The sequence below is a fragment of the Methylomonas rivi genome (genome assembly GCF_024505165.1).
GTDB lineage: Bacteria > Pseudomonadota > Gammaproteobacteria > Methylococcales > Methylomonadaceae > Methylomonas > Methylomonas rivi.
Window position 1 is genome coordinate 1 of sequence record NZ_JANIBK010000013.1, and the last position, 20,552, is coordinate 20,552.

The following is a 20,552-nucleotide window of genomic DNA, read 5'->3' on the forward strand; positions in this document are numbered from 1 at the left end:
CGACAAACCGTTCATCGCGCTGAACATGGCGGCTATTCCCCGCGACTTGCTGGAATCGGAACTGTTCGGCCATGAGCGCGGCGCGTTCACCGGTGCGGTCGGGCGGCGCGCGGGGCGTTTCGAACAGGCCGACGGCGGCACCTTGTTTTTGGACGAAATCGGCGACATGCCGCTGGAACTGCAAACCCGTTTGTTGCGGGTGCTGGCGGACGGCGAGTTTTATCCGATCGGTGCGTACTCTCCGGCGCGGGTCGATGTTCGAGTCGTTACCGCCACCCATCAAAACCTGGAGCAACTGGTTGCGCAGGGGCGGTTTCGCGAAGACTTGTTTCATCGGCTTAATGTCATTCGCCTGCGGATGCCGCCGTTGCGGGAGCGCCGCGAGGACATTCCGTTGCTGCTGGAGCATTATTTGAAGAAGGCAGCCGAGTCTCTCCACGAGCCTACTAAGGTCTTGATGCCGGAGGCGCGCTCGTATCTCGAGGCTTTTCAGTGGCCCGGTAATATACGCCAGCTGGAAAACGTATGCCATTGGTTGGCCCTGATGGGGAATACCTCGGAAATCCGCTTGGGCGATCTAGCGGAAATGTCTCAATTGCAGGCCGGAGCAGTAGGGGCGCACTGGCATGAAGTCTTGATGCATTGGGCTAGACTGCAGTTGCAAACCGGTAAAAACGATGTCGCCAGAGATGCCCAAGCCATCTTCGAAACCGTGTTGATCCGGGCCGCGATGGCGCAATGCGAGGGCCACCGTTATCTGGCCGCCAAGCGCCTGGGTTATGGCCGCAACACCCTGACCCGCAAGATCAAGGAATTGCAATTGGTGTTCTGATCATGAAGAAAACGAACGGGTTCAGCCTTGCGAATGCCGCATGTAAAGTATCGATGCAATACGGATGTGGCTTGCTGTTTCTATTAGCAGCACCGTCGGCCGCCGATTCCAACACAGCCGATCGCCATGCACTGCCGCCGAGCAAAGTAAATATAGAAGCTTGTCAACGCGAGGCGCTACGATTGCATCCTGGCTTGATCGACGAATTACGTGTGTTACCGCAGCCGAAAACGTTCTGGATACGCTATCAAATCCAGATGCGCGACGGCACGGATTGGTTTGTCGTTTGCGATTTGTCCAACGGCAAAATAATTCACGATCATAGTTTGGATATAAAACCATCCCTATAGGTAGCGTGCCGCGAAAATTTATACTTTTTTTATTTTCCGGGACGCGATTTTAACGAATTTTTTACGAGCTAATCCATAAACTGTGGGCGTTTTCAACGACTGGGGTAGCCCATGAACGAGCGAAGTTACGTAGGTATCGACAACACTGATAAAAATGAGTGGATAGCGGTTTTGTGGTGCGATGGGAAAACTGTTTTTTCCAGACCCTACAAAAACACCCTCGCCGAATTCGAAGCCTTGGTGCGCTTCATTAACGAACGTTGCGACCGGCCGAAAATCTGCCTGAATCCAGCTAACCCGAGAGTATTTGAATTGGTGAAATTCATCAGCGGCATCGCTGGCGTGGAAGTAGTGTTGATGTCTAACGCCGGCTTAAGGCTGCATTTGAATTGGTTACCGAGAGATTCGACAACAGCTGTATTTCAGGCAAATTCGCGCCGAGCCTATCTCTTGGCCTGTTGCGCCGAACGCATGATCTGATCGTGCGAATATCCGAAGCCTCATTAAAACCGTAAATCGGGAGACAATATCATGAGTGGAATAACTGATTTTTATCAAGCGTTACATTGGGCCAACCGCCTGCGTGCCGATCTGTTCAAATGCCAGCACGTGGGTTATTTGGTATTGCTATCGTTGGCGGCCACCTTGGTGGTCGGGATGTTGCTGTTTCTGATAGATACCAACATTCATTCCCCGCTGGACGGCATTTGGTCGGCTTGGGTGACGATGACCCATGTCGGTTACGGCGATGTGGTGCCAGCGTCGTTTCTGGGGCGTTTGTTAGCGGCAGGATTGATCTTGCTTGGTTTGGTATTGTTCTCGTTGTTTACCGCGTTGGTGTCGGTAATTTTAATCGGCAGAAATGCCGAATTCTCGGCAAATCTTCCGGCAAACAATGAATTTGTGATCAACCGGTTACAAGGTAGCCATGAACTGATTCTGGACGAGTTGGCCCAACTGCAATTGCGCATGGAAGTGTTGCAAAAGTTATTGCTAAACAATACCGGCTGTACCAAAGCATCTAACCGAACCATTGGTGAAGCGTTCAAAGAGTCGGCATGATTATGTTAAGGTTTGAAAAAGTCCCGCTTGACATTGGCAACGCCGATCTTAACTACCTTGCACGGGTTTCCCCATCTGATAAAGCTAACAATAGAAGGCGATGATGAACGCAGAACGCCCCGATCCCGACCAACTGCTGGCACGCTTCGAACGCGATCAGGCTAGGGCCAAACGCGGCCGGCTGAAGATATTCTTCGGCGCGGCGGCCGGCGTCGGTAAAACCTTTGCGATGCTGCTGGCGGCCCGGGAGCGGCGTTCCGAAAACCTGGACGTGGTGATCGGCGTTGTGGAAACCCACGGCCGCAAGGAAACCAAGGCCCTGCTGGACGGATTGGAAGTGCTGCCGCCGCGGAAAATCGACTACAAAGGCACCGTGCTTCACGAGTTCGATATCGACGCCGCGCTGAAACGCCGGCCGGGCATTATTCTGGTCGACGAACTGGCGCATTCCAATGCGCCGGGTTCCCGCCACCCTAAACGCTGGCAGGACATCCATGAATTGCTGGAAGCCGGCATCGATGTTTACACCGCATTGAATGTCCAGCACCTGGAAAGCCTGAACGACGACATCGGCCAGATTTCCGGTATCCGGGTTTGGGAAACCGTGCCGGACACGTTTTTCGAAGACGCCGACGAAGTGGAGCTGGTGGATTTGCCGCCGGACGAATTGTTGCTTCGACTGAAAGAAGGCAAGGTGTATCTGCCGCAACAAGCCCAGGAAGCGGTGGACCATTTCTTCCGCAAGGGGAATCTGATTGCCTTGCGGGAGCTGTCGTTGCGGCAAACGGCCAACCGCGTCGACGCGCAGATGCTGGATTACCGCGAAGACAACGCCATACGCGAAGTCTGGCAGGTCGGCGATCGCATCCTGGTCTGCATCGGCCCCAACGAATTGGCCGAACGCCTGGTGCGGGCCGGCAAGCGCTTGGCCAACAGCCTGCGCGCCGAATGGATCGTCGCTTATGTGGAAACGCCGCAATTGCAGCGCATGCCGGCCGAAAAGCGCGACGGCGTGTTGCGCATCCTGCGCTTGGCCGAACAACTCGGCGCCGAAACCGTGACCCTCAGCGCGCCCGAAATGAGCGGCGCGCTGATCCGTTTCGCGCGCGAACGCAACATCAACAAAATCGTGATCGGTAAACCCAGCCGGCGCGGTTGGCGGCGTTGGCTGTTGGGATCGGTGGTCGATGTGCTGATCAGCCATGCCCACAATATCAATATTTATTTGCTCGGCAGTCCGTCAGCGAGGGGGCGGGCGGAATTGCAGTCCGAATTGACCTTATTCGGTAAAAGTCCCTTACCCGGCCTAAAACAACGCATTCCCGCCAAGACCAAGCGGCGTTACGGCGGCTATGTCTGGGCCATTGCGGTGACCCTGTTGAGCACGGCCGTGAGCCGGTTGATGTTCGGGCATCTTGAACTGGCCAATCTGGTGATGGTGTATTTGTTGGGCGTGGTCTTTGTCGCCACCCGCTTCGGCCGCGGGCCGTCCATTTTGGCCTCCGTGCTGGGCGTGGGCTGTTTCGATTTTTTGTTCGTACAGCCTTATCACAGCTTTTCGGTGGCCGACAGCCAGTATTTGATTACCTTGCTGGCGATGCTGGTGGTGGGCATCGTCATCAGTAATTTGATGGTCAACGTGCGGGCCCAGGCCAAGGTGGCCGCGCATCGGGAAAGGCGCGCGGCGGCGCTGTATTCGATGAGCAAGGAGTTGAGCAGCAGTCAATCGGAAGACGAGGTCGTCGGCATCGCGGTGAAGCATTTATATTCGGAATTCAGCAGCCCCAACACGATTCTGTTCCCCAATAGCAGCGGCCGCGTGGTTTTTCCCCGGCGGCCGGCGATAGCCGAATCGTTGCCGGGCGCGGATCTGAGCGTCGCGCAATGGGTGTTCGACCATAACGAAATCGCCGGCCAAGGTACCAATACCTTGCCGGGTGCCACGGCGGTTTATTTTCCCATCTATAACGAAGACAAGGTATTGGGCGTTTTGGCCTTGTTGCCGGTCAATCTGCGGCGGGTGTTTCTGCCCGAGCAACAAAAACTGCTGGAAACCTTTTTGCGCCAGATCGGCCAGGCCGTATCCAGAATCCGCTTCTCGGAACATGCGCGCTCCACCCAAATGCAGATGGAAGCCGAGCGCTTGCGCAACTCCCTGCTTAGCGCGATTTCCCACGACTTGCGTACCCCGCTGGCGACCATTGTCGGCTCGGCCAGCACCATCGTGCAAGACGAAGGAAAATTAAAAGCCCGGGATAGATTGGAGCTTGTGCAAGGCATCGTCGACGAGGCCGAGCGGATGTCGAATCTGGTTAACAATATTCTGGACATGGCAAAGCTCGAGGCCGGCGTGTTGGAACTGAACAAGCAATGGTATCCGCTGGAGGAAATCATCGGTACGGTATTGACGCTATTGCACAACCAATTGACCGGCAGACCGGTCAGGGTCAAGCTGCCGGAAGGCATACCGATGATATTGGCGGACTCGGTGATGATAGAACAGGTTCTGATCAATCTGCTGGAGAATGCCGTGCGTTACACGCCGCCCGGCAGCGGGCTGGAGATTAGCGCGGAAATCGCCGACGCGGCGGTGGAAATCGCCGTGGCCGATCATGGCCCCGGCATTCCCAAGGGGCAGGAAGAACGCCTGTTCGAAAAGTTCTATCAAAGCCGCCACGAGACGGCGCAAAGCGGCGTCGGCCTGGGATTGGCGATTTGCCGGGCCATTGTCGAAGTGCATGGCGGCCGCATTTATGCTAAAAACCGGAGCGAAGGCGGGGCGGTATTCATTTTTACCTTGCCGCTGGATCAACCGCCCCCCAGCGTGGAGCCGGAAGAATGACGCCATCCCAAAGGATGTTTTGCCATGGCTAAAACCGATCCCGTGATTATTGTCATGGAAGACGACCCGTCCATCCGGCGCTTTTTGCGCACCAGCCTGACCACGCACGGCTTTAACGTTTTCGAAGCCGGCACCGGCAAGCAAGGCATCGTCGAAGTCGGTGTGCGTAAGCCCGATTTACTGATACTCGACCTGGGTTTGCCGGACATGGACGGCGTCGAAGCCATCAGGATCATTCGGGCCTGGTCGGCGGTCCCCATCATCATATTATCGGCGCGCAGCGGCGAACAGCAGAAGATCGATGCCTTGGATGCCGGCGCCGACGACTATCTGACCAAACCGTTCGGTTTCGGCGAATTGCTGGCCCGGATACGGGTGGCCTTGCGCCATGCCACGCGACCGCGGGAGTCCGGCCAGGATAATGTATTCATGGCGGGCAACCTGAAAGTGGACCTTAGCAACCGCGTCGTCAGCGTCGACGGCCGGGAAGTTCATCTCACCCCCATCCAATACCGCTTGCTGGCGGTGTTGGTGAAAAACGCCGGCAAAGTCATGACCCATCAACAAATTCTCAACGAAGTCTGGGGGCCGTCGTTTCGGGAAAATGCCCATTATCTGCGCATCTACATGAGCCAGCTGCGCCAAAAACTCGAGGCCGACCCCACCCAGCCCAAATTTTTGCTGACCGAGTCGGGCGTCGGTTATCGGCTGAAAGCCTGGTAAAAAGCGTCAAGCGAGACAAGCCCGTTTGAATTTGCGGCGCCAAGCGGGGTACACCGAAACAGGCGCGCGGAGAGGAGGGTGTGGAATTGCGATGAAGCTGATAGAATCCGTTAGCCGGCCATTCGACTGGCGGCCATTACCCCTTTGAACCCCCATTTTTCAACACCGGGAGCACTTTTATGTCAACAGCTATCAATCCCATCCCCGACGGTTATCACACGCTGACCCCTTATCTGATCGTCAAGGACGCCGCGGCCGCGCTGGCATTTTACCGGCAAGCCTTCGGCGCCGGCGAAGTCATGCGCCTTAATATGCCGGAAGGCGGCATCGCCCATGCCGAATTCACTATCGGCGATTCCCACTTCATGATTTCCGACGAATATGCCAACGGTCCTGTTGCGGCCCCGGAAACGTTGGGCGGCAGCACCGTCAAGCTGCATCTGTATGTACCCGATGCCGATGCCGCCTTTGCCCAAGCCCTTGCGGCCGGGGCCAAGGAAACCATGCCGTTGGCCGACCAATTCTGGGGCGACCGCATGGGTTCGCTGGTGGACCCGTTCGGCCATCATTGGCTGATCGCCAGTCATGTCGAAGATGTCGATCCCGGCGAATTTCAAAGCCGCATGGAAGCTTTCTTCGCGGCCAATGCGGCTTGCGGCCATGAGCTTTGAAGAAAGCTGGGGAAGGGTGCTGGAGCAAATTGCCGCCACGAACCCGATTCTTGCGCCAGCGGAACATGCGGCAAAGACTTGGTCAAAATCGGCGAAAACGTGACCGAAAGCTACACAAGCCGGCGGTTCAAACAGGCGCTTGGTCTTATAAGCGCCTCGAACGGCCGGCGGCTTAGGTTTTGGTTTCCCGCTTGATTTTCAAGTCGTGCGCGGTAGCCAGTTTAATCGCCAACACACCGCCGTAGGTCACGGCAATAAACAACAGCGTAGATAACACGAATTCCGGCGGCAGCAAGCCGAGTAACCCGATGATAAATACAAAACCGAAGGCGAGTTTTCTATACAGCTTATTGGGTATCTTCATTTTACCGCCTAGACTGATTTCAGTCGTTGATGTGAGTGCGTATCAACTATAAGCGGTTATATTTTATTTACAATAGTTATCCGTATTGATTGTTTGTGTCTGTTTAGGAAACAATGAACGAGGCCACGTGCCCGTATCTTGCATGCAAGCTTGTTGTCATCGATAGTCGCGGGCTCTGTTCCCCGCGCGCGGAAAATCCAGCCCGCATTCACGGTTCTACGGACATGCGGATACCGCGAGCGAATCGCTCAATCACGCAAAATTTGAAATATTCCGAACCAGGGCGTCAAACCGGCTAAACCGGCCAATTTTCTATTTATTGTCATCAGCGGCGCTATAGTACAATTCTCGCCATGGCTGCGGCTGAAACTTACTAATTACACTCTCACACAAGATACACAGGTTCAGATGATGAAAACGATGGATGACAGAGACGGTTGGATATGGCTAGACGGACAGTGGGTTGCATGGCGCGATGCCAAAGTCCACGTGTTGACCCATACCTTGCATTACGGTTGCGGCGTGTTCGAAGGCTTGCGGGCGTATAAAACCGATGCCGGCACCGCGATTTTCAAGCTGGCCGAACATACCGACCGCCTGTACCGCTCCGCGCACATCATGAACATGAAAATGCCGTTCGACAAGGACGAGATCAATCAGGCCCACAAAGATGCGGTAGCGAAAAACAACCTCGATAGCGCCTACATCCGCAGCATGGTGTTTTTCGGTTCCGAAGGCATGGGCCTGCGCGCCGACAACTTGAAAGTGCACGTCATGATTGCCGCCTGGACCTGGGGCGCTTATCTGGGTGCCGAGAATATGGAAAAAGGCATTCGCATCCGCACTTCGTCCTATACCCGCAATCACGTCAACAGCACCATGTGCAAAGCCAAGGCCAACGGTAACTACATCAACTCCATTTTGGCGTTGCAGGAAGCTCTGTCCACCGGTTACGACGAGGCCTTGTTGCTGGACCACGAAGGCTTCTGCGCGGAAGGCAGCGGCGAGAACCTGTTCATCGTCCGCAACGGCAAACTGTATACGCCGGAAACCACCTCGGCGCTGGAAGGCATTACCCGCGACACGCTGATTACCATTGCCCGCGAGCAAGGCTACGAAGTGATCGAAAAACGCATTACCCGCGACGAAGTGTACGTGGCCGACGAAGCCTTTTTTACCGGTTCGGCGGCGGAAGTGACGCCTATCCGCCAATACGACAACCGCGACATCGGTTCCGGCAGCCGCGGCCCGGTCACCGAAAAATTGCAAACCCTGTATTTCGATTACGTGCACGGCCGCCGCGCCGACCACAAAGACTGGCTGACACCCGTTTCATAAGTGGAGGAACCGTTTAACATCCTGGTGGTCGGCCCGTCCTGGGTCGGCGACATGGTCATGGCGCAAAGCCTGTTCATCGTTCTCAAGCAACAATATCCGGGTTGCCGGATCGACGTATTGGCGCCCGCTTGGTCGCTGCAACTGCTGCAACGCATGCCGCAAATCCGCGAGGCTATCCCCATGACCTTGGGGCACGGCCAGTTAGATTTGTTGGGACGCATGCGCATCGGCCGCGGTTTGCGAAGCCGCCGATACGACCGGGCGTTTGTGCTGCCCAATTCCTGGAAATCCGCGCTGATCCCGTTTTTTGCCGGTATTCCCCGGCGAACCGGGTATGTCGGCGAAATGCGTTACGGCTTGTTGAATGATGCCCGCTTGCTGGACAAAAGCCGTCTTACCATGACCGTGCAGCGTTTCGTGGCGCTGGCCGGCTGTGATATATCGGACTATCCCTTTCCCCGGTTGGCGATCAGCCCGGAGCAACAGCAAGCGGTTGCCGCTAAATTTGCCGCCAATAGCGAAACGAAAATCCTGGCGCTGTGTCCCGGCGCCGAATACGGTCCCGCCAAGCGCTGGCCGATAGAGCATTTTGCCAAGGTTGCCCGGCACATGCATCAACAAGGTTGGCAAGTCTGGCTGTTGGGTTCCGACAAGGATAAAGTGGTCGCCGAACAAATCAACGCGTTGTCCGAACAGGTCTGCCGGAATTTTGCCGGCTCGACCGATCTGGCCGAAGCGGTGGATTTGATGTCGCTGGCCGATGCGGTGGTCAGTAACGATTCGGGATTAATGCATGTAGCGGCGGCGCTGGATAAAAAACTCATCGCGCTTTACGGTTCCTCCGATCCCGGTTTCACGCCGCCCTTACACCCGGACGCGGAAATCATCACGCTAAAGCTGGACTGTTCGCCGTGCTTCAAACGCGAATGCCCGTTGGGCCATACCCAATGTTTGACCGACATCGCGCCGGAGCGGGTGATCGCCGCTATTCCTCACTAAGCCATGAAAATCGCCATCGTCAAACTGTCCGCGATGGGCGACATCGTGCATGCCATGGTGGCCTTGCAGTTCATTAAAGCGGCATTGCCGGAAGCGCGAATCGACTGGGTGGTGGAACAAGGTTTTGCCGGGGTGCTGGCCGATAATCCGCATATCGAGTGTGTGCTGCCGGTCAATTTAAAAGCCTTAAAGACGGACAAAACCTTGTTGTTTCGCGAGTTTGCCAACATCAGACGCTACGCGCAACAGCATTACGATCTGGTGATCGACGCCCAAGGATTGATCAAGTCGGCCATCGTCGCCCGCCTGCTATCAGCGAATACAGTCGGTTTCGATAAACATTCCATCCGCGAAAAATGGGCCGCCAGTCTTTATGCAACAGCGATAGCCTGTCCTTACGATGCCAATACCATAGATAGAAACGTTAGCGTTTTGACCCGGCCCTTGGGTCTAAATGTGACGCGGCAGCAGATTTTGGATAAAAAGCCTTTTCTGTATTACAAGCCCGCCGAAGCAGGTCTGGAGACTTTGTTTGCAACGGATAAACCGAATATTCTGTTGGTAATAGGCTCGACCTGGCCCAGCCGCAATTACCCGGTCGAGCACTTTTTGCGGGTCATGCAAGGCTTGCCGGCCAATTACCTGATTTGTTGGGGTAACGAAAAGGAATTGCAGCGCGCACGATGGTTGGCGGAGCGCAGCGACGCAAATGTATTGCCCAGGCTGAGTTTGAACGATTTAAAAGCCGCGATTGCCCGTGCGGATTTATTGATCGGCAACGACACCGGTCCCACCCATATGGCGTGGGGGCTGAATCGGCCATCGATTACCTTGTTCGGTCCAACCCCAGTCAGCCGGGTATATCAAACCGACATTAACCGGGTACTGAAATCGCCATCCAGTGTGAATCCGTTCAAACTGAATAAAAACGATTTTTCCATCGCCGAGATTCCGCCCCAGGTTGTGGTCGAATCGGCGAAATCCTTGCTTACGCATGGTTAAGCCGCGCGCGGAATGCTAAAATCAACGCTTCAAAAACTTTGCTAATTTAACGACATGAGCCAAATTAAAATTGAACATAACCCCAGCGAAGAACGCCTGCAAGAACTCGGCGTGTCCGGCTGGGCGATCTGGGAAAAAGAAGTCTCGAAATTTCCCATCGACTTCGATGAAACCGAGTGCGCCTATGTGCTGGACGGCGAGATTCTGGTAACGCCCGCCGGTGGCGAACCGGTGCGTATCCTGCCGGGCGATTTGGTGGTGTTTCCGGCAGGGCTTGATAGTCAATGGGAAGTGGTAAAGCCATTACGCAAGCATTACAGCTACGATTTTCCGGACGGCATTTAATTACCCAACACGTACTAAAAAGGCAACCCAGGTTGCCTTTTTTTTGTCCTACGACTTACGTTTTTGGAGTGCGGAGCGGCCAAGTCTGCTTCAGGTACTAAACTTGCTTAAGCTTGTAATCGCTATTTTGCGGATGATTCCACTTTGCCTTCCATTGACATACATTAGGAAAATGCACATGAAAGTTCGTTGTTTATTGTTTTTCAGCATGCTACTGCTGCAGGCTTGCGCTGAAAACCCTGGTACTCCTATTGGCACAATGGCGGCGACAGCGGTTGATCAGTCAAATTCGTGCCGGGACATTGCCGTCCCCAATAGAGATTGCTCGAAAACGGTTACCGCTACTTTTTCCCGGAACGGTACGCTTTGGTTGGCATGGGTACATAACGAGCATATTTTTGTACAGTCATCCGTGGACAAGGGCATGACTTATTCCGATCCCGTGATGGTTAATTCAATAGCGGAGCCTGTTATCGCGCACGACGAATACCGCCCCAAAATTCAGCTGGATAAACAAGACAATATTTATCTGACCTGGACCCGCAGCCTGGAAAAGCGCCATACCGGCCATATCCGGTTCAGCCGCTCGCTGGATGGCGGCAAGACTTTTTCCGAGCCGGTTACCCTTAACGACAATTTGGAGATGATCAGCCATCGCTTCGATAGTTTGTCTGTCGGCGAAAATGGCGAAGTATTTGTGGCCTGGCTGGATGCGCGCGACAAGGTCAAGGCAACGCAGGCGGGCGAAGATTATTTGGGGACCGCGCTGTATTACGCCTGGTCCGATACTCAAGGCGACAGTTTTAAAAGCAATAAGCTTGCGGCGGCGCATACCTGCGAATGCTGCAGGTTGGGAACGGCAATCGATAAAGATAATCTGCCGCTTGTGATTTGGCGGCATGTATTCCCGGGCGAGATTCGGGACCATGCCTTGCTGAAGTTTACCGACTGGGATGTGCCCGGTGACGTTAGGCGCTTGAGCCATGAGAATTGGAAGATCGATGCCTGTCCGCATCACGGTCCCGCCTTGGCGGTGGCTGACGACGGCGGCTATCACGCAACTTGGTTTAGCGCGGAAGAATCGCAACCAGGTCTGTTTTATGCGTATTCGCAAGACCGGGGCCTGAGCTTTTCGCCTGCCATGCATTTTGGCGGGAACGGCGCCAAGCATCCGCATGTAGCGGTTAGCGGTCAACAGGTAGCTATTACCTGGCTTGAGTTTGATGGCAGCAATACCGTGGTCAAGTTGTTGTTGTCAATTGACGGAGGCAAGCATTGGTCGGAACCCAAACAAATCGGGCAAACAGCGGAGTCCGCCGATTATGCGTTTCTGGTGGCCGATAAGGAGACGCTGTATTTATCCTGGCAAACCCGGCAGGGCTATCGGATTAGAGCGTTGAACGATATTTGAAAATTAGTAACCCGGACTCGTTAATTAACATAGTTCAATAAAAGTGATCCGGCCGATTATGTGATGACGCTAACGCATATTGACAATCTTTAAGCTTGAAATCTTGGCTGAATGGAAAAAAACATGGGCTGTTTAGGTGATATCACACACACAGCCCAGAATATGGTTAGATCGCATGAAAATTACTTCAACGTGCTAGCCGATGGTTTACAAAATCCAACAGAACGTGTTTAAGTCATTGTAAACAATTGCAATTAAGTATTGGCCTGAGCATTGCTTTTGTATGCTGCTGCTCTCGGTATTCCAGTTGGGAAATTTGATCCGACCAAACGGTTTTTCCGGGAGATGGATTAAATACAATCAGGAAATACCAGACATGCAAAAAAATAAAATCACGTTGGCTCTCATGCTGCTGCCGAGCGCTATGACCTCCCCGGCCATCAGCTATGCCAAGTCCGTTAACGATACTGAAACTACTCGATTGGACGCAGTGGAGGTAACCTCTACCGAGCAGCAGCTATTCCCAAAAACGGCAAAGGCAACCCCAACCTACGAAGTGCAAGTCAAGGAAGTCGAAAAGTTTGTTAATGCGACTACCGTGGAAGACTATCTCAGATTTTCCCCTTCCCTAAATATCCGCAAGCGCTATATCGGCGACCCGAACGGTTCTTTGGGCATGCGCGGCTCCAACGTGTTCCAGACCGCGCATACCATGGTATTCGCCGACGGCATGCCGTTGCATAATCCTTTGCGGACCAGCTTTAACGGCGCGCCGCGCTGGTCCATGGTTTCGCCATCGGAAGTCGAATCGGCCGAGGTGCTGTACGGGCCGTTTTCGGCGCAGTACGGCGGTAACTCCTTTGGCGGCGTGGTCAATCTGAACACCCGGATGCCGGATAACTTCGAAGCCCACCTGGATGCCATGGGCATGTTCCAAACCTTGCATAGGGGCGGCCGCAACGATACCTTGACCGGCTATAAAACCAATATTTCCGCCGGTAACCGTTTCGATAAATTCAGTATTTTCGGGTCTTACAATCGCCTGGAAAATCAGGGGCAGCCGATGACGCCGCGGACGACGGCTTTATCGGGCACGGGCGGCACCGCTGTTAACGGGCCGCTTAACGAGCCGCAACCCAATACTTCGCCGGGTATTTACTATGGCGACGATGGCTTGGCCAGAACCACAACCGACTTGTTTAAAGTCAAAATGGGTTACGACTTTACGCCCGATTTGCAGGGGCGTTTTACCGTGGCCTATGAGGAGCGTATCAGCGAAACCAACGATCCCTTGAGTTTGTTGAAAAATGCGTCGGGCAATACGCTCTGGGGAGGGGCGACCGCAACAGGCGGCAGTACCAACGCCACTTATAATTTGGACGGCAGGAGCTTTAGGGTGCCGGGTTCGGCCTTTAATGTCTCGGAGTCCGAACGCCAGACCATCAATTTAGGTGCTGGCTTAAAAGGCAAAATTTCCAATGACTGGAGTATCGATACCAACGCCAGCTATTACGATGCCTTTCACGATAAGTCCGTATCGTCTTCGCTAAATCCCGCCCATCCCTTAAATCAAAATAAAGGGCAAGTTAACGATGTAGACGCCTGGTGGGCCAATTACGATCTGAAATTATCCACCGATAACTTCCTGGAAAACAAAGATTTATCGTTTATGGGCGGTTATCAGTTCAACCATGCGTCCTTGAACAACAAGACCTACGATAGTAACAATTACACGACGGGTTCCAGGGCGGGCCTCACCAACGATAGTGGCGGCGCAACGCAAACCAACAGTGTGTTTTCGCAACTGGAATGGCGGTTTTTGCCGGACTGGGCGGTCATGGCCGGCGCCCGCCTGGATAATTGGCAGGCCATGGAAGGGCATGTGTATAGCACGACCAGCACCGAAAATTATGCCGACCGCGATGCCACCCGGATTTCTCCGAAAGCATCGCTGGAGTTTTCACCGGATGTCTGGACCTTCAGATACTCGTTTTCCAAAGCCTATCGTTTCCCGATTGCGGAAGAGCTATTTTTGAGCAATTCCCGTTTCAATAGCACGACAGTCGCATTTCCCGGCTTGGGCCCCGAGAATGGTTACTTCCACAATTTGATGATGCAGTACGATTTGCCGAAGGGATTTGTACGGGCGAACTTCTTCTACGATTTGATCAACGATGAAATTGCCAATACCCTGCAAAATTTCGGCAATGTTGCCGTAACTACGTTTCAACCGATCGAGCAGACCGAAACCATAGGCGTGGACCTGACGTTCCAGCAAAACCGTTTGTTTGACTTGCCGTTGGATTTCATGATCAACGGTACTTTCATGAATAAGCAAATCACCAAAAACAGCCGCAATACCGCATTGGTGGGCAATGAATGGGACCGGATTCCCAAACTGCAGGTCAACACCTCGGCGACCTACCATATCTTGCCGGTTTGGGATTTTGCCGCGTCGGTGCGCTATCGTAGCGATGTGTTTCAACGTTTGGACAACAGCGACACGCAGTCCAACGTGTTCGGCGGCACCGACGAATACACTTTTGTCGACCTGAAAACCAGTTACCGGCTGCCGACCTACCATAATTTGAAGAGTACGATTTCGGCCGGTATCGATAACGTACTGGATCAAAACGTCTACGAAAACCATCCTTTTCCGCTACGTACCTACTTCGTAAAAGCCTCTTTCGATTATTGATCGGCCGTTCGCCCGCCTAAATAACCGGAACCGGCGATTTGGGCGGGCTCAGACGGATGCGTATTCAAGCGGCCCAAAGCTCCGAATGTCAGCCGATACGGATCGATTGCCCAGGTTGGGTTAGCATAACCCGACAATCGAAGCAATTGAACCGCAATAAGCCGACGAGTAGGGTTACGGCAGGCGCCTAACCCTACTACTAATAGTGTGCTATTTCTTTTGCATTTCCGTGACGGCTAACTCCAGGTTGTCGATCCCTTCTTGAATATTGCCGGCCTTGGCTGCTTTCAGCGCGGCTTTTAGTTTGGCGCTGGCGCGCGGCAGTTTAATGGAGTATCCCTTTTCGTTTTGCGCTTGTGCTTTTAGAGCTTCCATGGCGATATTGGTTTTTTCGGCAAAGGCCTGTGCATCTTCCTGCTTACCGGCTTCGATTGCGTTCTTGGACAGGGAGATCAGATTGGTAAAGTCTTCGTTCATGGGGGAGCCGGCCGCTTGAACAGCGCTCGATAAAATAAAGAAAAGTAATGCTGCGATCGGATGGCGTGATTTCATCATGATTATTCCGCTTGAATTGTGGTTGAAATTTAAACCGCAAAACCATGGCTTTTCGTTGCCCTTGCGGGCTTTACAAAAAGCCTTGAGTTTGTGGGTCGGCCTTCGGCGCGCGGTTCGCTACCGGCAAGAACTTGTAGGTTATTGATACGAAGGCAAAGGGATTATAAGGAGACGAACTGAATTGAAACTGAAAAATACCCTGTGCGGCGTAGGGTTGGCGAGTGTCTCGGAGGGGAAGGCGGGCAGGGGGCGGCATCCGCCTGTCTTTTGCTAACCGCTACGTCGATGCGATAACTTGGTTGCCCGATTGTCGACAAAGCCTCATATCGATACGATTCAATAAACGCACGCCATTGTTTGCCGGATGAAACGGGAAATATTCCGACTATTCAGTTGAGCTTTTTCCTTTTGTTTCGGGCAGGATTGCCAGCCTATTCAGGCCATGCCTACACTGTCCTCATCAATATTTTTGGGGGCCATGGCTTTATGAAACCGCGAGTTGTTCGTTATCTATTATTCATTCAAGGGCTTGCCGTCTGCCTGCCGCCTTGCCAAGCGGCGGAGTACAGCCGGGAACAAGTCGTGGCGACAATCGGCAACGCCGGCGATCGGCCAGCGAAATTCACCCACAAAGACCTGTCCGGTTTGGACCTGTCGGGCGTCGACTTTAAAGCAGCCGATTTGTTTTCCGCCAATTTGGAGAACTGCAATCTCGATGCGGCAAACCTGCGGAGCGCCAACCTGAACCGAGCGCAATTACGGAAAGCGACGTTGAGAAAAGCGGATTTGTCGAATGCCAGTTTGTACGCCGTGGTGTTGGATAATGCCGACTTGTCGGAAGCCAACTTGGCCGGTAGCCGTATCATCGGCGTGTTGAACGGGGTCAACCTCAGTCGCGCCAAACTCGCCGGCGCCGATCTCGGGGCCGACATGGCCAACCAGGGCATGGCGCCGGCGCGCGTGGAAATGAACAATGCCGTGTTGACCGGAGCCGACCTCAGCGGCAGCAATTTTACCCATGCCATCCTGTCCTACGCCAAACTGCAAAATGCCGATTTGCGCCGGGCGCGCCTGCAGTGGGCGGATTTATCCGGTGCCAATCTGCATGGCGCCGACGTAGCCGGGGCCGACTTTCGCCATGCCAATCTCGACGGCGCCGTTATCAACAATGTTAAAGGGCTGGATTCCGCGCGGGGCTTAAACGGCGGTGAGTGACGAGTCGAGAAGGGCGGTGCGTCGCGGTTCGGTACAAGCCGCTGCGGCGGGCGCAATCTCTCGTGTTTTATCAACGCGGGGGAATCCGATTTTCATGTCCCCATAGTCTGAACAGGTAATCCGCAAGGACGGCCGGATATCAGGCCAAACTTTCCTCAACCGAACCGTTATTGCCGCAAAATACCGCGCTGGTTAGGTCTGCAAAGATGCCGTGTTCGACGATGCCGGGAATGGCGTTGAGTTGAGCGTTCAGGGTTTTGCCGTCCACGCCCGGATCGAAGGCGGTATCCAGCACCAGGCTGCCGTAAGAAGTGACGAATAAACCGTCGCCGTGACTTCGTAGCTTGGCCGCGCCGCCGATGCCGGCCAGACTGCGCTGCACCAATTGCCAGGCGAACGGCATGACTTCAATCGGAACCGGGTAGTTTTGGCCGATGCGTTTCACGTGTTTGCTGGGGTCTATCAATACCCAGAAAGCCTTGGCGGCTTTTGCCAGCAATTTTTCCCGTACCAGATCGCCGCCGCGGCCCTTGAGCAAGGTCAAGTCCGGCGCGACTTCATCGGCGCCATCGACGTATACGTCAAGCCCGCCGATATGTTCCATGCCGCGTAGCTTTAAACCCAACTGCTGGGCTTTCAGCGTGCTGACTATCGAGCTGGCAACCACTTCGATTTGCAAATTATCGTCCTGCTGGCGGCGGGCCAGCGCCTCGATAAAAAAGTTTGCGGTGGAGCCCGTGCCCAAACCCACCAGCATGCCGGATTCTATGCGTTGCGCGGCGTGTTCGGCGACGAGTTGTTTATCGTTCATGGCGAGCTCCCTTTGGGTGGGAAATGAAAAATTATTCTTCCAGCTTAGTCAGACGGCTTTCCAGCTGTTTGATTTTTTGCAGCAGTTCCGGCAATTTTGCCAGCGCCGCCAATTCCCGCCAAGCGATTTTTCTGTCCTTGGCCGGGCTGCCCCACACTTGCGCGCCGGGCTCTACATCCTGCGAAACGCCGCTACGCGCCATCACCACGGCGCGGGTACCGATTTTGACATGGTCGGCCACGCCGACGCTGCCGGCCAGAATAGCGCCGTCCTCAATGGTGCAGGAACCGGAAATGCCACACTGGCCGCAAACGATGACGTTTTTGCCAACCAAGTTGTTATGGCCGAGCTGTACCAGATTGTCTATCTTGCTACCCCAGCCGATACGGGTGGCGCCCAGCGCGCCGCGGTCGATACAGGTATTGGCGCCGATTTCGACGTTGTCGTCTATCACTACGTTACCGACATGCGGCACTTTGACGTGCTGATTATCGCGGTATTTATAGCCGAAGCCGTCCGCGCCGATGATGGCGCCGGAATGAATGATGACGTTGTTGCCGATCACCGTGTTGTCGTAAATCACCGCGTTGGCGTGGATACGGCAATTTTTGCCGATGCCGACATGGTTGCCGATGCGCGCGCCGGCATCGACCGTGCTGTCGTCGCCGATGCGGCTGTGTTGGCCTACGCTGGCGAAGGGGCCGACGTGTATGTTGGAACCTAATTTGGCCGTATCCGCAATGGCCGCTTGCCGGGAAATTCGTCTGTCCAATGCCGGTTCGGGATGCAGGGCTTTGACCGCGACGAGAAAGCTCATCTCCGGGTCTTTACAGACCAATAAAGTCAAGCCGGCCGGTGCATCGCCGTCGATCAGGGATTCGGCAATAAAACAGGCGGAGGCTTGGCAGTCTTTTAGATATTTTTTGTATTTGCCGTCGCTCAATACCGTGACTTGATGAGCCTGGGCTGACATGATGTCGGCTGCCGACTGCAGGGTGACAGAGGCATCGCCGCCCCGTGGAGTGGCATTGCAAAGTTGGGCAAGTTCCGTAATCAGCATAATCTTTCCTATTTCCAGATTCCTATGATATGAGTGAAATCGTCGGTCCACGGTTGTAAATCGAAGGCCAGCGGCAGTTTTTGCCAATGGCCGAGACGGCTTTGACGCAAACGGTCCAGCCGTTGCGGTTGCTTGGCGAGTACTACCCAGTCGGTGGCAACCACCAATGGAGGAGCGGTGTTGTCGGGGTTGAATTCCTGCAACAGGCCGGACAGTTGCAAGTTTTCGGCGTGGTCGGCCAGCACCTTTTTCAAGGCCAAATGCCGGTTGGTGATATGGAACGCCAGCATGCCGTCGTCTTTGAGTTTGCTAAAGTATAACTGCATCGCTTCGCGGGTCAGCAAATGGGTGGGAACGGCATCCGAGCTGAAGGCATCCATGATCAGCAAATCGAAGCTGCGGTCCGGCTCCTTGGCCAAGGATAAACGGGCATCGCCGACTATCATGTCCGCTTGCGGGTTGCAGCGCTCCAGATAATGAAACCATTTAGGGTTTTTAGCGACATCGACGATTAACGGGTCGATTTCGTAGAACCGCCAGCGCTGCTGTTCCTTGCTATAGCAAGCCAAGGCACCTGCGCCCAGACCGACGGCACCGATGTTCCAGTGTTGGTTTTCGGCGTCGAATTCGGCAAACAGCTGGCCGATCGGGCCGGGGCGGCTGTAATAAGTGAGGGGGGTGGTGATGTTGGCGGCGGTCAGACGCTCGGCGCCGTGCTTGGTGGTGCCGTGATACAGCTCGCGGACTTTTTCCGGGCGTTGGTTTTCGTCGGCTATGACGGTATCCCGCACCGATAACACCCCGAAAAAGGTGCGCTCTCGATATAAGGTGCTGGATGCCAAACTATGCAGGCCCAGCGTGAAAACCAGGATGACAGCCGTCAATAACCCCAGCCCCAGCGGGCTATGGCGGACGGAATAGGTCAGACCTGCCAACAAGATTAAGGCCCCGCCGATGACATCCAGATATTCGAACAGCCGGTCCGTGCCAAAATAAACCGCAAAACCCATCAGCAGCAGCAAGCCGGGAAAAATCGGCTGCAGAAACCAGCGGCCGTTGAAAAAGCCCGGCCGCAACAGCAAGGCAGCCACTATCATGATCGGGTACTCGTACACGGCATTGAACACGAACGGTGCCACGAAGGTATTGAACAAGCCGCCCAGCATGCCGGCGAAGGACATCACCAGATAAAAGCGGGTCAAATGTTGCGGGTGCGGCCTATGCTTGGCCAGCTCGCCATGGCAGACCATGATGGCCAGAAAAAATGCCAGACAATGCAATATCAAATCCAGCCAATACGGCAAAACCGCCGGATTGATGAAGGAATAGGCGATAAATATCAATAAAACGGCCGGTTGCAGCGCGACCATGCCGGGATGTATGCGGTCGGCCCATTTGGAAAATACCAGGATGAACGATAGCAAATACAGGGTCAACGGCAGTATCCACAACAACGGCACGGCGGCGATATCGGTGCTGATGTATTGAGTCAGACCCAGTAACAAACTGGACGGCACGAAAGCCAATGCCAGCCAGTGCAACTGTTGCCGCATGGGCGGGGCGGCAATCTCTTCGGTCGCGGTTTCGTGCATCTCATCGGCATCGATTTCCGCGATGCTGCGCCACAGGGCGACAGCGCAGACCATGATCAGAATACACAGCAGACCGTAGCCTATGCTCCAGAACAGGCGTTGATTGACCAGGCCGATGTTCGGTTCCAGCAGAAACGGATAGCTGAGCAAAGCCAATAAGCTGCCGGCGTTACTCGCCGCATACAAATAATAAGGGTCTTCCGAGCTGTGATGGCCTAAATGCGAAAACCATTTCTGCAGTAGCGGGGCGGTGGTGGATACCACAAAAAAAGGCAGGCCGATGGCGAGAAACAAAGTCCAGATCAGCCAAAAGGTCGGATTACCTTCCGTGGGCGGGTTGGCGTCGGCGGGCAGGGCGACCGGCAAGGCAAACAGGCTGAAGATTAGCAGGGCGGTGTGGATTTGAACTTGCCGTTGCCGGCCCGAGCGGTTGGTTAGCCAATGCGCATATAAATAGCCGCCGAATAAAACAGTTTGATAAAACACCATGCAGGTGTTCCAAACCGCCGGCGTTCCGCCCAATAAAGGCAGCAGGAGCTTGCCGAACATCGGTTGCAGTGCGAACATCAGCATGGCGCTGACGAATAGGGTGCCGGCGAATAATATGACGGGCGAAATCAATGGTTTGGCGGTGGTTTGTAAAGTAGTGTTCATTATTATTGATGTTGTGCTACTGAATCCC

At 54.3% G+C, this 20,552-nt stretch carries 19 protein-coding genes; 14 read left to right on the forward strand and 5 right to left on the reverse strand.

The genetic code is table 11. The annotated features are described in order from the left end of the window. The 7 genes from NP596_RS04195 to NP596_RS04225 form a co-directional block, all read left to right on the forward strand. On the forward strand, nucleotides 1–832 hold an 832-nt coding region (locus tag NP596_RS04195; RefSeq protein WP_256613992.1), incomplete at its 5' end, for a sigma 54-interacting transcriptional regulator. A gap of 2 nt (nucleotides 833–834) precedes the next feature. Further along, on the forward strand, nucleotides 835–1,182 hold the full coding sequence (locus NP596_RS04200; RefSeq protein ID WP_256613993.1) for a hypothetical protein: 348 nt from the start codon (nucleotides 835–837) through the stop codon (nucleotides 1,180–1,182). Nucleotides 1,183–1,293: 111 nt separating this feature from the next. Then, a complete protein-coding gene (locus NP596_RS04205) occupies nucleotides 1,294–1,662 on the forward strand; it encodes an IS110 family transposase (RefSeq protein WP_256613994.1) in 369 nt (122 codons plus the stop codon). Nucleotides 1,663–1,713: 51 nt separating this feature from the next. Then, entirely contained in the window at nucleotides 1,714–2,244 is a 531-nt protein-coding gene (locus NP596_RS04210; RefSeq protein ID WP_256613995.1) for a potassium channel family protein, read from the forward strand. A 103-nt stretch (nucleotides 2,245–2,347) separates the two neighbouring features. Further along, nucleotides 2,348–5,086: a DUF4118 domain-containing protein gene (locus tag NP596_RS04215; RefSeq protein ID WP_256613996.1), complete on the forward strand. Its 2,739-nt coding sequence runs from the start codon at nucleotides 2,348–2,350 to the stop codon at nucleotides 5,084–5,086. A gap of 24 nt (nucleotides 5,087–5,110) precedes the next feature. After that, nucleotides 5,111–5,809 carry a response regulator gene (locus NP596_RS04220; RefSeq protein ID WP_256613997.1) on the forward strand — a complete coding sequence of 233 codons (699 nt, stop codon included), beginning with the start codon at nucleotides 5,111–5,113 and terminating at the stop codon, nucleotides 5,807–5,809. Nucleotides 5,810–5,988: 179 nt separating this feature from the next. Beyond that, complete coding sequence (locus NP596_RS04225; protein WP_256613998.1) at nucleotides 5,989–6,480, forward strand: VOC family protein; 492 nt, start codon at nucleotides 5,989–5,991, stop codon at nucleotides 6,478–6,480. Between the two features lie 172 nt (nucleotides 6,481–6,652). Here NP596_RS04225 and NP596_RS04230 read toward each other — a convergent pair whose 3' ends face one another. Further along, nucleotides 6,653–6,844, reverse strand: coding sequence for a hypothetical protein (locus NP596_RS04230; RefSeq protein ID WP_256613999.1), 192 nt, complete (start codon nucleotides 6,842–6,844; stop codon nucleotides 6,653–6,655). A 411-nt stretch (nucleotides 6,845–7,255) separates the two neighbouring features. On the opposite strand from NP596_RS04230, the gene NP596_RS04235 reads away from it, so the two are divergent. The 6 genes from NP596_RS04235 to NP596_RS04260 all read left to right on the forward strand — a co-directional run bounded on the left by NP596_RS04235 (nucleotide 7,256) and on the right by NP596_RS04260 (nucleotide 14,637). Then, the gene (locus NP596_RS04235) at nucleotides 7,256–8,182 is read left to right on the forward strand and encodes a branched-chain amino acid transaminase (protein WP_256614000.1); all 927 of its coding nucleotides are present in this window, start codon (nucleotides 7,256–7,258) and stop codon (nucleotides 8,180–8,182) included. Beyond that, nucleotides 8,183–9,181, forward strand: coding sequence for a lipopolysaccharide heptosyltransferase II (gene waaF / locus NP596_RS04240; protein ID WP_256614003.1), 999 nt, complete (start codon nucleotides 8,183–8,185; stop codon nucleotides 9,179–9,181). 3 nt (nucleotides 9,182–9,184) lie between these two features. After that, nucleotides 9,185–10,183: a lipopolysaccharide heptosyltransferase I gene (gene waaC, locus NP596_RS04245; protein WP_256614005.1), complete on the forward strand. Its 999-nt coding sequence runs from the start codon at nucleotides 9,185–9,187 to the stop codon at nucleotides 10,181–10,183. 54 nt (nucleotides 10,184–10,237) lie between these two features. Then, a complete protein-coding gene (locus NP596_RS04250) occupies nucleotides 10,238–10,528 on the forward strand; it encodes a cupin domain-containing protein (RefSeq protein WP_256614006.1) in 291 nt (96 codons plus the stop codon). A gap of 424 nt (nucleotides 10,529–10,952) precedes the next feature. Then, nucleotides 10,953–11,939, forward strand: a complete 987-nt coding sequence (locus NP596_RS04255) for an exo-alpha-sialidase (protein ID WP_256614007.1) — start codon at nucleotides 10,953–10,955, stop codon at nucleotides 11,937–11,939. 376 nt (nucleotides 11,940–12,315) lie between these two features. Next, nucleotides 12,316–14,637 carry a TonB-dependent receptor gene (locus NP596_RS04260; protein ID WP_256614008.1) on the forward strand — a complete coding sequence of 774 codons (2,322 nt, stop codon included), beginning with the start codon at nucleotides 12,316–12,318 and terminating at the stop codon, nucleotides 14,635–14,637. A gap of 210 nt (nucleotides 14,638–14,847) precedes the next feature. On the opposite strand, the gene NP596_RS04265 is transcribed toward NP596_RS04260, so the two are convergent. Next, nucleotides 14,848–15,192, reverse strand: a complete 345-nt coding sequence (locus NP596_RS04265) for a small metal-binding protein SmbP (RefSeq protein WP_256614009.1) — start codon at nucleotides 15,190–15,192, stop codon at nucleotides 14,848–14,850. A gap of 486 nt (nucleotides 15,193–15,678) precedes the next feature. On the opposite strand from NP596_RS04265, the gene NP596_RS04270 reads away from it, so the two are divergent. Next, nucleotides 15,679–16,407, forward strand: coding sequence for a pentapeptide repeat-containing protein (locus NP596_RS04270; protein WP_256614010.1), 729 nt, complete (start codon nucleotides 15,679–15,681; stop codon nucleotides 16,405–16,407). A 139-nt stretch (nucleotides 16,408–16,546) separates the two neighbouring features. On the opposite strand, the gene rpiA is transcribed toward NP596_RS04270, so the two are convergent. Genes rpiA through NP596_RS04285 form a run of 3 tightly spaced genes read right to left on the reverse strand, consistent with a single transcriptional unit; the run spans nucleotide 16,547 to nucleotide 20,524 of the window. Continuing rightward, a complete protein-coding gene (rpiA, locus tag NP596_RS04275) occupies nucleotides 16,547–17,218 on the reverse strand; it encodes a ribose-5-phosphate isomerase RpiA (RefSeq protein WP_256614011.1) in 672 nt (223 codons plus the stop codon). A gap of 31 nt (nucleotides 17,219–17,249) precedes the next feature. Further along, the gene (gene lpxD / locus NP596_RS04280; RefSeq protein WP_256614012.1) at nucleotides 17,250–18,278 is read right to left on the reverse strand and encodes a UDP-3-O-(3-hydroxymyristoyl)glucosamine N-acyltransferase; all 1,029 of its coding nucleotides are present in this window, start codon (nucleotides 18,276–18,278) and stop codon (nucleotides 17,250–17,252) included. 8 nt (nucleotides 18,279–18,286) lie between these two features. Then, nucleotides 18,287–20,524, reverse strand: a complete 2,238-nt coding sequence (locus tag NP596_RS04285; RefSeq protein WP_256614013.1) for a fused MFS/spermidine synthase — start codon at nucleotides 20,522–20,524, stop codon at nucleotides 18,287–18,289. Nucleotides 20,525–20,552 lie beyond the last annotated feature (28 nt).